Source organism: Pedobacter sp. 05T44 (genome assembly GCF_056395985.1).
In genome coordinates this window covers 425,515-437,559 of sequence record NZ_JBFTKO010000001.1, presented here as the reverse complement: position 1 = coordinate 437,559, position 12,045 = coordinate 425,515, and the positions used below count along the sequence as shown (strand labels likewise).

Genomic DNA, 12,045 nt, shown 5'->3' with positions numbered 1-12,045 from the left:
CTTTTTTAATAGCTAACAATTTGATTGTTAGCTATTTATGTTTTAAAAATTGCTCTTTTTAAAGCTCTTTTTGCTGCATTTTTATAGAATTTGATTTTGCAATTTTTTGATTCTCAAACACTTCAAAATCGCAGATTTTGGAGATATTTTTCACCTGTTTTTGCATCATTTTGACTACCAATTCATTAAGATTTGGCCTGTTTTTCATTAAAATAAATCGAGCTTCAATTCCATTAGCAGATTAGCTTAGAACATTTTTTTCAGTTTTGCCTCTACTTTTTACAATTTCGGCTATGATTTGAGTTATGAATTTGATGAACTTCTCGTCTTTTTGACATTTGATTTTTATCTCTTCGTGCATCGATTTTCTCAGTGCTCTTCTCAGTACTATATGTTGTGTTCTGTTATTCAAATCATTTACTGTATTGTTTCTGGATGAAAGTACTAATAGTGTTTTTATACTCGCTTTTTTTAGATTGAATTGTAACTGCATGTTTCGGCGATAATGGCCACGCTTTCCGCATTTAAACTGACAATTGCTTTCGCCCGAACTTGATCACCATCTTTCGGGATAAAATGGCCTTTTCGGCATCGTTAGCCAGTATTTGCCTCCTCCTCTGTTCATGAGCTTTTGGTTCGTATTGCCGTATTAGGGCCTCAGGATGCTGATCTAGAGGTGGGCTGGGTGGGAACTCCAGAAGCACATTTTGGTGGCTTATAGGAGCTTAATTTAAATCCGACGAAAATGTCATGCTGACGAGTGTTTAGATATAGATAAAGTTCGTCTGCTATATTTGTAATTCAGTCTTGATAATTTTCGGGGACGCCCAGCAATCGTTTGTGTGGCCAGTTTGACCCGAAATGAATGAGCCACTTTAAGCGAAATACCCAGCTTTTCCTGCTCTTTGAGCCGTTTTTGATTAATGGCGTATCCTTTAATGAGATATTCTTTCAATACGTTATTAGCCCATATTCGAAACTGTGTACCCTTTTTTGATTTAATTCGATAACCAATAGATATGATTACATCCAAAGAGTAGTACCTGACTTTATATCTCTTCCCGTCTTTGGCAGTTGTCAAGGATTCCTTGACAACTGCATCTTTGGTTAATTCATTTTCTTTAAATATATTGTTTATATGTAGACTTATATTCTGCTTTGTCTGGTCAAAAAGTAACTGCATTTGCGCCTGTGTGAGCCAAACAGTCTCATCTTGGAGCTTTACATCTATTGCAGTTTCGCCATTTGACGATTGATAAATAATAATTTGATCCTCAGTCATATATTAAATTTAGTGCTAACTTATTTATAAATCATCAAAGGTAGGTAATCATCTTATCCAATATTGGATTACGCATGCGTAGAAATCATTGACTGCTAAAAGCAAAAGGCCGATTATTGTTTTTCAAAAGTATTTGCTTACAAATACGCAAATTTTCTAGTTCTATATTATGGGATATAGGGGTGCGCATAAACTAAATTTATAAATTCCATGCTCACAATTTATATAAAACCTTTACTTTTTAAGTCCTGAATAATTGGATCCAGAATCATGCAGAAGCGCTCCAGATGTTCAAAGTAATCCTCCTTTACGGTACAGTTTTTAACACTGCGGTAGTATAGTGTTAAAATTTCTTAGGAAAATTATTAAAGGGGTTGCAGATTAATATCTGTAACCTTTTTAGTTTGGATCACGTCTGGTCTATTATATCACAGATGTTTGCTCCTCATCGATTGTTTTCTTTAAATTTGAAGTATGACCAATTATATTGATGAAATCAGGGGTATACTAACTGCAGCCAGACAAAATGCTTACACTGCTGTGAATGCGGCTATGGTGGAGGCATATTGGCTGATCGGAAAACGTATTGTTGAGCAAGAACAACATGGTGAAGAAAGAGCTGTTTATGGAGAAGGTATTTTAAAAGAACTTTCTAAAGCTTTGACAACTGAATTTGGGAAAGGTTTTTCTTATTCTAATTTGCGTAATTTTCGCCAATTTTATCTCACCTACCGCGATAATGAGATTTGCTACACACTGTGTAGCAAATTGACATGGAGCCATAACCGGTTAATTATGAGGGTTGAAAATGAGGCTGCGCGAGGATTTTATTTAAACGAAGCGGCTGAAGAGAACTGGAGTGTTCGAACTCTGGAGCGGAACATTAACACCTTCTATTATCATAGGCTTCTATCTTCGAATGATAAAACTATAAATCAAAAAGATAGTAAGGTATTACAGAAACAGAGACCTGAAGACTTTATTAAAGATCCATATATTTTTGAATTTCTAAATATTCAGCAACCTGCGACTGCAAATGAGTCTGAAATTGAAACAGCATTAATTGAAAATTTGCAGCAGTTTTTATTGGAGCTGGGAAAAGGCTTCTCCTTTGTTGGCAGACAGTTTAGGATAAGTACGGAGATCGATCATTTTTTTATTGATCTGGTCTTTTATAATTATTTACTTAAATGTTTCGTTTTGATTGATCTAAAAGCTGGGAAACTTACTCATCAGCATGTTGGTCAAATGGACATGTAAAGACGAATGTTTGACGATTTAAAGAAACCAGAAGGTGATAATCCAACAATAGGTATTATCCTGTGCACGGAAAAAAGTGAAACAGTAGTGAAATATTCTGTGATTAATGATAACCCAAGACTTTTCGCTACCAAATATATGCCTTATTTACCTACGGAAGAGGAGCTCATAGCGGAAATTGAACGTGAGAAAGTAAAACTCAATCTATTTAATAGTTAGTCTAGCATTAGCTTTGTTTTTCGATTGGAGTATCTGAAAATTCTTTATATAAGGTGAAAGGGCGTTAATCAATAGTTTAAATTAGAGGAATTGTTTGATAGGTAAACTGCAATTATGACACGACAAACATTTAAAACAAATTACTTAAAAACAATTGATTGGCTTAACGGCGATATTGTAGATTGGGTTTCTGCAGGGCAATTATATTCTTCTGATGGGCAACAAAGACAAATTGCAAAGTATCATTATGCTTTTGGTTTCGACGCTTCGATTACTTCTCAAAATGGGCAATATGCTTTTATTTATAAACGTCTAGGAACAAAAGGTATTTTATTGAAAGATGGCGAAATAATACGGGAGATTAATCGCACCCATTATAATGCAGAGACCTATGAATTTCCGGCGGCATTTGTAACTGTTGACAATGAGACGTATTTAGTTCATTGTCCAATTGATTATTGTCGACTTGACTTTGAAAATGTAGAAACAGGTGAAGTTGTTTCAAATATTCCAGGAAGAAATCCATCAGATATTTTTCACTCAAGACTTTCAATTAGTCCGGATAACAAGTATTTAATGGTATGTGGTTGGGCATGGCATCCCGTTGATACAGTTGAATTATTTGAGATAGAAGAATGTTTAAAAAATCCACAGCTATTGGACAAAAGTTTTTTATATCCAAACTTTGGAACAGAAATAAATTCAGCTAGCTTTATAGACAACGACAGAATACTTATTGCTTCAACAGATGAAGAGCCTTTCGATGATGAAGTGCCGCCACTTTTACCACAAAAGCATCTTGCAATTTGGAACTTTATTAAAAATGAAATTACATCACCAATAAAAGTCAACGGGGAATTCGGAAATTTATTCGCAATAAATGAAAGACAAGCCTGGGATATGTTTAAGTTTCCGAAAATCATAAATATTCAAACAGGTGAAATAGAAAGTAAATTAGAAGAAATTGATTCTGGACTTCAAACATCTTCAATTATTTATGGAGATATTGAAAAACCACCTCAGATTTGCTTTAACAGAGAGACATCTCAAATTGCAGTGCGAGTAAATAGTACGACTATTGAAGTGCTTAGTCCAACGTAATATCGCAGATTACACGGGCCGAAGAATAAAGATTTTTTACAAATTGTTGCAGAATAAACGTCAAGGAATAGTTCATTATCATTTACTTTCGTATTGTAAATAGTTTTGGGAGTTATGAATATCTCGGATTCTCTTCATGTCCTCCATGAAGCTGTTCGGTAAATAAGAATTTAGGAGTACATTTTTTTAACACTGTGTTAGTGTAGTGTTAAAGTTTCTTAGGAAAATTATTAAAGGGGCTGTAGATTAATGTCTGCAGCCCCTCTTGTTAATGACAAGCATTTTATGTAAATTTGATATAGTTTTAAGGTCAACATTTCATGGACAAAAGGAAACAAACATTTGATCAGGCCGAATTGGAACTTTTAAAAGAGGGTCTGAAACGAAGCTATAAAGAACGTTTTGAAATGGCTACGCGTTTGTATAAAATACAACAGACCATGAGTAAGGCTTCTATATCACATAAACCATTTATCAGTAAATAATTCGTGGACATCTTTGATGAAGAGATACTAAATTTTTGGAGAGCACTTCAAGAGTATAATGTGCAATATATTATGGTCGGTGGTTATGCCACCAATTTACACGGCTACCAGCGTTTTACAGGTGACTTAGATATTTGGCTAAAAGACACCTTAGAAAATAGAAAGCAACTGAGAAAAGCATTTGTAAAATGTGATATGGGGGATTATCCACTGATCGAAACTATGCAATTTATACTTGGCTGGACAGATTTTCACCTTAACAATGGTCTCCGTTTAGATATACTCATTGAAATGAAGGGGCTTGAAGGATATACCTTTGACGAATGTTTGGAAATGGCCTCTATTGCGGATATTGATAACGTAAATGTTCCTTTTTTGCATATTAATCAATTAATTGAGAATAAGAAGATTGTTAATCGCCCAAAAGATCAGATTGACGTAGCGGCACTTGAACAAATACGAAAGTTGCGAGACGATTTTTAGTTCGACACAATCTGTTTTTGATTTTAAAAATCGGTTGGGAAATCATATAGACGGGCACATTTTTTTATGTCCTCTTTGAAAGCCTTAGTTAACGATATGTTTTGGAGTACAACCGTACTTTGAACAAATCAAAGTACGGTTTCTTATGAAAAAATCATTGTTTTTTTTCTATGTCATCCTTGTTCTAAATATTCTTGCTAATGGTTCAGTCTGGTGATTCGGAATAGCAGATTAGTTTGGGAAACCCGGAAATTCCAACGGATTAATAACGGTTCGTTCCATACCTTCTCCTGGAGTTGCAACAGAATCCCTACGATTTTATGGTCGCTGGATGTTTGGCATTAGCCAGTAATCTTAAGCGATTGAATTAAACCCTGCTGAAGAACGAGGTTAAAGTTAAGAATGACCGGGCTACCTGGAAATGTTCCGGAAATCTCTGCTGTAAATACCGACCCCTTTTCAGCTTCCTTATAACTAATCGGTTTTAAAGTAGCTTGATACTGTTGGTTCGAATTTTCAATCCATTTTTGAATTGCTGTTCTTCCAATATGGTTTTTTCCTTCGTCGAATACTTCGGCGTTTTCTGAAAAAAGTGAGGAATAAGCTGCAGCATCATGGCTGTTTTGCGCTTCAACTAGGTCTGTTATTAATTTTGGTAAGTTCATGATATTTATTTTAAATTACTTATTGTTGTACAAATTTCGGTGGTACTAGCGGCACGCACAAGTAGGGGATTACGATTCGAATAGGGAAAAATTTATCCGTATTGTTTCATTAATGACCTACATGTATCTTTGTTAGATGTACGAGAAAAAAACTTTTCCCAATTTAAACTGTGGCCTCGATTTAGTTGGAGAGGTACTTTATGGCAAATGGAAAATGCGGTTGTTGTGGTTTATCAACGAGGGTTACTTGCGTCCGAGCGAGCTGCAACGCAAAATACCGGATGCAAGTCGTAGGGTAATCAATATTCAGCTAAAGGAACTCGAGGAACATGAATTGGTTATCAGAACAATCTATCCGGTGATGCCACCAAAGGTAGAGTATTCACTTACTGAGTTTGGCAAAACCTTGATACCGGTAATCGCCGCTATTGGGAATTGGGGAGATGAGTATCAGGACAGTTTGAAACGTGTGATTTTGAAAGGATATCCACAGTTGGCCTGATTTTTTCAGAGCGAGGATTAGCTGAATTAAGCCCAAGTTGATTTCGGTCAGCATTTTAAATTCATCCTAAATGCAACCCAGGCTGGTATTGTTGTAATTTTTTAAACGGTTGGGATGGTGCCTCCATCAATAACAAATTCGGTTCCGGTAAGATAACTTGCCCTTGGTGAAACAAGAAACCCGACAAATTCAGCAACTTCTTCAGGCATTGCTGGTCTGCCGTATGGAATGCCACCAAGTGCATTCATTACACTTTGTGTGGCCTGTTCTATCGAAATTGCTTCGCTCTTCGATATGCGTTCCATCATTCTCTTTGAGCCGTCAGTCATGATCCAGCCCGGAGAAACTGTTAGAATTCGAACTCCTTTTGGGGTAACCTCTTTAGAAAGTCCCTTACTGTAATTGATCAGTCCGGCCTTGGCAGCCGCATAGGGTAGTGTGCTTTCATATAACGGAAGTTTCCCCTGAATGGATGCGATGTGAATAATCACACCGGTTTTTTGTTTAATCATTTGCGGCAAAAATGCCCTGTCTAATCTTACTGGTGCTAAAAGATTGGTCTGCAATGTTTCTTCCCAGTGTTCATCTGTTAAATTAGCGAAACCACCCGCCGGAGTTTCCGAACCACCAAGGTTATTGATCAGGATATCGAGCCCGCCAAACTTTGATAATACCTCTGTTACTACTTTTGCCGCTCCATCGGGACTGCTGAGGTCTGCCGAAATATAATACAGCTTTTCATTGGGCTCTTCAGTCCTGTTTCTTGCGGTGATGATTACATTTGCCCCGGCTGCCAGTAGCCTTTCGGCAATTGCTTTTCCGGTGCCTTTGGTTCCACCTGTTACCATGGCAATCTTGCCGGATAGTTCGCTATTGAAATTAAATTCCTTTTCCATTGTATATTTATTTTATACAAAATTCAGGTATACTACAGTTTCCTACAAGTATGGTATTACGATTCGGATAGCGTAAAATTTATCCCTATGCAATTCGCATTTCCGTAATTGCGATGATTAAATGTACCCTATATATTTACCTTATGTAGTGCGAGGAATGGTTTTGTGCTAGATGGTATGTGGGCTAAAAGTCCAATTGCTTCTTGATGATGATTTAGTATGGGCTCTATAAATCTATACTATGGGAAAAATGTACAAGACTGTTGTCCGTTTGTCCATTTCATGAGGCTGGCATTCTCCCCATCTTTGTAATGTAAACAAACAACAAATATTTCAAACATTAATTTAAAAAAATAGCAATGAAAAATCTAATCTTAACCGCAAGTCTAATCATGACTTTATTAACAAGCCAGTTCGCTTTTTCACAAAGCAAAAGAATCCCAGCTTCAGCCGGAAGGACGGAATATATCGAAGTTGAGCCAGGTGTAAAACTTCACGTAACTGATCTTGGCGAAGGACAACCAATTGTATTGATTCACGGATGGCCACTTAGCGATGAAATGTACCAATATCAATATCAGTATTTGGTAAGGAAGGGTTTCAGGGTGATCGGCATTTCATTGCGTGGTTTCGGTAAATCTGATAAACCTTATGGAAAGTACAATTTCGATGTTTTTTCAGATGACATTTATGCCGTTCTTCATACCTTAAAAATAGAGAAGGCTGTGCTGGGTGGTTTTTCTATGGGCGGAGCAGTTACTATCCACTATGTGAACAAATATAAATCAGCACATGTAAGCAAACTGGCGCTGTTTGCGGCAGCGGCTCCATCTTGGAAGCAACGTGCAGATTACAACTACGGAATATCCGAGGAAGGCGCTGCGGGACTGATTAAACAAACCATGACAAGCAGAGAAGACCTGATAGCAGGATTAGGAGCAGCATTCGCGGCAAAAGGCACTACTCTTCCAAAAAATGTAGATAAATGGTTGGAGAATATCAATCTGTCTGCAAGTCCTTATGTTGTTACTGAATCTATCAGTGCACTTGGTGATCTTGATTTGCGTCCGGTGCTTAAGAACATCACGATCCCTGTAGCCATATTTCAGGGCACAAAAGATCAACTAATTGATTTTACGCTGGCTGAGCAATTAAATAAAGGCTTAAAAAACTCCTATRTCGTAAAATTCGAGAACAGCGGGCATGCACTTTTTGTAGAAGAGATGGACAAATTTAACTCGGAGCTTGAGCAGTTTGCGAAAAAATAATAATGAAAGTTGCCTGTTGGTTTAAATACTTGCAGGTAATTTTCGTTTTAACCAATCTTGAAATCATCATCAAGAATGGTAATTTTATTTTTTAATCCATTTGATTAGCCCAATTATGAAACAGAGCATTTTTGATGCGAATCTTAAAACCATCGGCATGGTAAATGTTGATCTAGAAAATATTGAAACCATCAATTCCGACACTTACAAATCCTATATCAAGGTGCTTTATCTTAATGAAGGATTTGAGATAAAAGTGGACTTCAATGTTTACATTACTACTGGTTCAACGCTTTTCTTTATCAGTCCAAATCAGGTACTGAGCATTGAGAAATTGGGTGAGCAACCCGGCCTTTTTGTGTTCTATAACCGCGACTTTTATTGCATACAGTTACATGATGAGGAAGTTGCCTGCGATGGATTCTTGTTCAATAACATTAGCAATATGCCGATGACGGTGATACCCGAGCAGGATGCCACATTTATTGAGTACCTGTTTTCTCGGATCGAGGATGAATTTGAACTCAAGGATGGATCGCTGGAGGAAATGATCAGGACTTATCTTAAGCAGCTTTTGATCAAGTCTACCCGATTATGGAAGGTGCAACACCTAGAAGGAGCGATGGCCGCCAGATCGAACAATGACCTTGAGTTCTTTAGGAAATTTACCCAATTAGTCGAAGTGAACTTTAAGGAAAAGCATAATGTTGCCGACTACGCCGACCTGCTGATGATAGCCCCAAAAACCCTTACCCATAGATTCAAGCGACTTAACCTTCCACAGCCGAACGAAATCATCAAGAACAGGATTATTCTAGAAGCAAAAAGATTACTTGTACATACCGACAGAACTGCAAAGGAGATTGCCTACGCGCTGGGTTATGAAGATCCTGCCTATTTCAGTAGACTATTTTTTATCAAGACCGGTGAACCGCCATCTAGCTTCAGGTCTAAATACCTAAATTTACATGAACCAAAACAGGCTTAATCGTCAATGATCTTGTATGTGATCAACTAAAAATAGAGAGCTCTTACTAGGCGTTGCGGCAGCGTTTTTTCTGTTAATTTTATTGTTAACTGTTTAATGGCATCGGAAGGAGGCAGTTGAATCTGGAGTTCATTATGGTACTTCAATTGAAATTATATCCAAAATGCAATCCCGGCTGCCCGAAGAAGAATTTTGACCATCTATCGTCAACCTTTTTAAACGAATCAGGCATTTTTGATTGATAAGGGCGGTGAGTTATTGCTATTGAAGGTTGAAAAAAAAGCCTGTCCTTGAAAAGTTTAATGTGATAACCAATGGAATAGGTGTTAAATATTTGAAAGCCATTGTCAATCTTATTACCGTTATCATTTACAAAGCTTTGCCAAGCTGGCATCACGTCAACTTGAGCGAAAAGACGATTCCATAAAAACCTTTGATAATTAAGTGAAACCCCGTATTCACGAATATGACCTGGAAACCTTTCTCCTTCTGCTTCAAATGATTTTCCGTAAGGAATGCCAATTGGCCAGCCATATTTCCAAGTTTTTAGCTCTAGTGAAATTACATCCTTTCCTGTAATGCGGTAACCTAAGTTCAGATAAGCCATACCAGGTGGATTATTATCAGCTACTACATTAGCTATCATAAATAAGGTGCTGCCTATGAAATACTTTCTATAAGTGCTGTCTTGTTTGGAATATTGGGCTTTTACTTGTAGGGCGCTTGCCGTCATTAAAGTCAGGGCGAAACATAAAATTTTCTTTTGCATAAGTATATTAGTTTTTAAACGATAAGCAAAGGTAGATTGGCGAGTTGGCATAACTCGTTCACTTAAGTTAAGAAATGAACCTTACTTAGGGTATTTAGTTCTTGAAGATTTAACACTCTCATAGTTTTTTATGTGAAACAATTTTTTACGGCTAATAATAAACCAACAAGAAATATTAAATTTGATACCTATCGCCTAAATATTAGAAATATGCAGTTGAATAATGATAAAATGGATCAAATCCTGTTAAATTTTTTAGCGAGATATGTAATCCTGTCTGAAGAGGAGCAAAATGTTATTTTAGAGTTAGCCATTTTTAAAAGTTTTAGGAAAGGAACAATTTTATTGAAAGAGGGTCAACTCTCAAAGGATGCCTATTTTGTGCTTCAAGGATGCATTAGGTGCTATTATATAGTTGATACTGAAGAAAAGACTACTGCTTTTTATACCGAGTCTGAAACCCTTAACCCCCCAGGCGCATTAAACCATACCCCATCTGAATATTATGTTGATTGTCTTGAGGACTCTATTTTGATTGTAGCGAGTTCAGAAACAGATGAAGAACTTTTTGTAAAATACCCTGTCTTAGAAAAACTGTGTCGTCTTGTTTCCGAAGATTTACACTCAAAAAGTCAAATAGCGTTTGATAATTTTAAGATTTCTACACCAGAACAACGCTATTTGAATTTGCTAGAAATAAGGCCGGATTTGGCTCAAAGAATTCCTCAGTACCATTTAGCGAGTTATTTGGGTATCACTCCGCAATCTTTAAGTAGAATGAGAAAGAGACTGGTTAGAAAAGCCTCTTAAATTTACGACACCAAATCGTTTCTTAACTTAAGGTAACGAGTTTAGGCTTTTATCATTTTTATGTTTGCATAGAACTATTAAAAATGATAAAAATGAAAATTGCTAACATCCTTATCCTGGTATTTTTTACGACCACAACATTGTTCGCCCAAGAGAATGGTGCCTTTAAAAAAGGAAATAAATTACTCAATATCGGTATTGGCGTAAACTCCTCTTATGACGGAGGCATACCTGTCGGTCTTTCTTATGAGCAGGGAATTACAGGTAGTATCAGCATTGGTGCAAATGCAGACTACCTCTCAAATGAATACCTGTCCCTCAAATTTACGGCCATTTACTTTGGCTTAAGAGCGTCTTATCATGTTAATCAATTATTAAAAATTAACAGTAACAAGATAGATTTATACGGAGGGCCAACCCTTGGCTACAGAAGTTTTTCCTGGAAAGACAATGGTGAAGACCTGGGCGATAGTTACGGAAGCGGACTGTTTCTGGGCGCATACGTAGGAGGCAAATACTTCTTCAGCAATAACCTTGGCGCATTCACTGAGCTTGGCGCTATAGGCAGTACCAATGCCAGAATTGGAATAGCACTTAAATTTTAATTAAAAACATACTTTATGAAAAAGTCAATTTTTACACTACTAATGGTAGTGGCAGTTTTTGTTGCCTGCAAGAAGAATTCAGATAAAAAGCCTGATAATAACTCGCGCACAGTGCGTTATGAGATCACAGGAGCTTTTTCGGGACCAACACTGATGGTGTCATATACGACTGCTACAGGTGGTACGGCAAATGATCCGGTCGCATCGCTTCCATGGACAAAAGAAATTACTTACGCTACAAATGTAGCTGCAGCCATTGTCGCAATATCAGGAAATGGAGGAGTAGCCGGTCAAAAAGTAACAATTGTAGTCAAGAGAGGAGGCAGTCAGGTAGGAGTACCAATTGATGCAGTGGCTGATGCTTCAGGAAGTTTCTCTAAATCTGCTCCGGCTATAGTTTTTTAAATTTCTTTTAGAGACTTTACAGATCCTACGATAGATTTAGTAAATAAATTCGATAAACGTCATTAGAAGGTTATTAGGAAGTTTCAAAACGGTTTGGTTATAAGGTTTCCCCATCTGAAAATATGATAAACGGCACGGGGGTATGAACTTATAAAGTCTTATCCATACAAGAAAATCCAGAGTCTCGGAAAAAAATAAATAAATATTGGAGTAAAAGTGCTGGGATAATAATAAAACGCCTGTAAATCAATATTTACAGGCATTTTAGTTAAATGTCACCCAGGTTAACCTCAGGTACCCCTGGTGA

At 37.0% G+C, this 12,045-nt stretch carries 13 protein-coding genes and 1 pseudogene; 10 read left to right on the top strand and 4 right to left on the bottom strand.

Features of this window, described 5'->3' with window-relative positions:
* Window positions 1–748: 748 nt before the first annotated feature.
* The gene (locus AC1DDK_RS01815) at window positions 749–1,282 is read right to left on the bottom strand and encodes a virulence RhuM family protein (RefSeq protein WP_337715255.1); all 534 of its coding nucleotides are present in this window, start codon (window positions 1,280–1,282) and stop codon (window positions 749–751) included.
* Window positions 1,283–1,756: 474 nt separating this feature from the next.
* Between AC1DDK_RS01815 and AC1DDK_RS01810 the strand changes: the two are divergent.
* From AC1DDK_RS01810 to AC1DDK_RS01795, 4 genes and pseudogenes are all read left to right on the top strand, one after another.
* Window positions 1,757–2,761 (top strand): annotated as a pseudogene (locus tag AC1DDK_RS01810) (PDDEXK nuclease domain-containing protein).
* Between the two features lie 114 nt (window positions 2,762–2,875).
* Window positions 2,876–3,862, top strand: a complete 987-nt coding sequence (locus AC1DDK_RS01805; protein ID WP_337715253.1) for a hypothetical protein — start codon at window positions 2,876–2,878, stop codon at window positions 3,860–3,862.
* A gap of 320 nt (window positions 3,863–4,182) precedes the next feature.
* Window positions 4,183–4,347, top strand: coding sequence for a hypothetical protein (locus AC1DDK_RS01800; RefSeq protein WP_157247259.1), 165 nt, complete (start codon window positions 4,183–4,185; stop codon window positions 4,345–4,347).
* Window positions 4,348–4,350: 3 nt separating this feature from the next.
* Window positions 4,351–4,830: a hypothetical protein gene (locus tag AC1DDK_RS01795; RefSeq protein ID WP_172660563.1), complete on the top strand. Its 480-nt coding sequence runs from the start codon at window positions 4,351–4,353 to the stop codon at window positions 4,828–4,830.
* Between the two features lie 341 nt (window positions 4,831–5,171).
* On the opposite strand, the gene AC1DDK_RS01790 is transcribed toward AC1DDK_RS01795, so the two are convergent.
* Window positions 5,172–5,495 (bottom strand): nuclear transport factor 2 family protein, encoded by a 324-nt coding sequence (locus AC1DDK_RS01790; protein WP_172660562.1) that lies wholly within the window; start codon window positions 5,493–5,495, stop codon window positions 5,172–5,174.
* A gap of 136 nt (window positions 5,496–5,631) precedes the next feature.
* Between AC1DDK_RS01790 and AC1DDK_RS01785 the strand changes: the two genes are divergently transcribed.
* Window positions 5,632–5,997, top strand: coding sequence for a winged helix-turn-helix transcriptional regulator (locus AC1DDK_RS01785; protein WP_090779212.1), 366 nt, complete (start codon window positions 5,632–5,634; stop codon window positions 5,995–5,997).
* A gap of 101 nt (window positions 5,998–6,098) precedes the next feature.
* On the opposite strand, the gene AC1DDK_RS01780 is transcribed toward AC1DDK_RS01785, so the two are convergent.
* Entirely contained in the window at window positions 6,099–6,893 is a 795-nt protein-coding gene (locus tag AC1DDK_RS01780; protein ID WP_337715251.1) for an SDR family oxidoreductase, read from the bottom strand.
* Window positions 6,894–7,252: 359 nt separating this feature from the next.
* Here AC1DDK_RS01780 and AC1DDK_RS01775 point away from each other — a divergent pair, with 359 nt between their 5' ends.
* Together AC1DDK_RS01775 and AC1DDK_RS01770 are read left to right on the top strand one after the other, a co-directional pair.
* The gene (locus tag AC1DDK_RS01775) at window positions 7,253–8,161 is read left to right on the top strand and encodes an alpha/beta fold hydrolase (protein WP_477633780.1); all 909 of its coding nucleotides are present in this window, start codon (window positions 7,253–7,255) and stop codon (window positions 8,159–8,161) included.
* Window positions 8,162–8,276: 115 nt separating this feature from the next.
* Window positions 8,277–9,149, top strand: coding sequence for a helix-turn-helix domain-containing protein (locus AC1DDK_RS01770; RefSeq protein ID WP_337715248.1), 873 nt, complete (start codon window positions 8,277–8,279; stop codon window positions 9,147–9,149).
* A 142-nt stretch (window positions 9,150–9,291) separates the two neighbouring features.
* Here AC1DDK_RS01770 and AC1DDK_RS01765 read toward each other — a convergent pair whose 3' ends face one another.
* Window positions 9,292–9,969: a hypothetical protein gene (locus AC1DDK_RS01765; protein ID WP_337715246.1), complete on the bottom strand. Its 678-nt coding sequence runs from the start codon at window positions 9,967–9,969 to the stop codon at window positions 9,292–9,294.
* 81 nt (window positions 9,970–10,050) lie between these two features.
* On the opposite strand from AC1DDK_RS01765, the gene AC1DDK_RS01760 reads away from it, so the two are divergent.
* The 3 genes from AC1DDK_RS01760 to AC1DDK_RS01750 all read left to right on the top strand — a co-directional run bounded on the left by AC1DDK_RS01760 (window position 10,051) and on the right by AC1DDK_RS01750 (window position 11,738).
* The gene (locus AC1DDK_RS01760) at window positions 10,051–10,728 is read left to right on the top strand and encodes a Crp/Fnr family transcriptional regulator (protein ID WP_337715243.1); all 678 of its coding nucleotides are present in this window, start codon (window positions 10,051–10,053) and stop codon (window positions 10,726–10,728) included.
* A gap of 92 nt (window positions 10,729–10,820) precedes the next feature.
* Complete coding sequence (locus AC1DDK_RS01755; protein ID WP_288880838.1) at window positions 10,821–11,333, top strand: hypothetical protein; 513 nt, start codon at window positions 10,821–10,823, stop codon at window positions 11,331–11,333.
* 15 nt (window positions 11,334–11,348) lie between these two features.
* On the top strand, window positions 11,349–11,738 hold the full coding sequence (locus AC1DDK_RS01750) for a hypothetical protein (protein ID WP_172660557.1): 390 nt from the start codon (window positions 11,349–11,351) through the stop codon (window positions 11,736–11,738).
* The last annotated feature ends 307 nt before the right edge of the window (window positions 11,739–12,045 follow it).

Excerpts from the sequence above, each read along its gene's own strand:
- AC1DDK_RS01785 (WP_090779212.1), top strand. The coding sequence starts at position 5,632 with ATGTACGAGAAAAAAACTTTTCCCAATTTAAACTGTGGCCTCGATTTA.
- AC1DDK_RS01770 (WP_337715248.1), top strand. The coding sequence starts at position 8,277 with ATGAAACAGAGCATTTTTGATGCGAATCTTAAAACCATCGGCATGGTA.
- AC1DDK_RS01765 (WP_337715246.1), bottom strand. The coding sequence starts at position 9,969 with ATGCCAACTCGCCAATCTACCTTTGCTTATCGTTTAAAAACTAATATA.
- AC1DDK_RS01750 (WP_172660557.1), top strand. The coding sequence starts at position 11,349 with ATGAAAAAGTCAATTTTTACACTACTAATGGTAGTGGCAGTTTTTGTT.
- AC1DDK_RS01790 (WP_172660562.1), bottom strand. The coding sequence starts at position 5,495 with ATGAACTTACCAAAATTAATAACAGACCTAGTTGAAGCGCAAAACAGC.
- AC1DDK_RS01755 (WP_288880838.1), top strand. The coding sequence starts at position 10,821 with ATGAAAATTGCTAACATCCTTATCCTGGTATTTTTTACGACCACAACA.
- AC1DDK_RS01805 (WP_337715253.1), top strand. The coding sequence starts at position 2,876 with ATGACACGACAAACATTTAAAACAAATTACTTAAAAACAATTGATTGG.
- AC1DDK_RS01800 (WP_157247259.1), top strand. The coding sequence starts at position 4,183 with ATGGACAAAAGGAAACAAACATTTGATCAGGCCGAATTGGAACTTTTA.
- AC1DDK_RS01780 (WP_337715251.1), bottom strand. The coding sequence starts at position 6,893 with ATGGAAAAGGAATTTAATTTCAATAGCGAACTATCCGGCAAGATTGCC.
- AC1DDK_RS01815 (WP_337715255.1), bottom strand. The coding sequence starts at position 1,282 with ATGACTGAGGATCAAATTATTATTTATCAATCGTCAAATGGCGAAACT.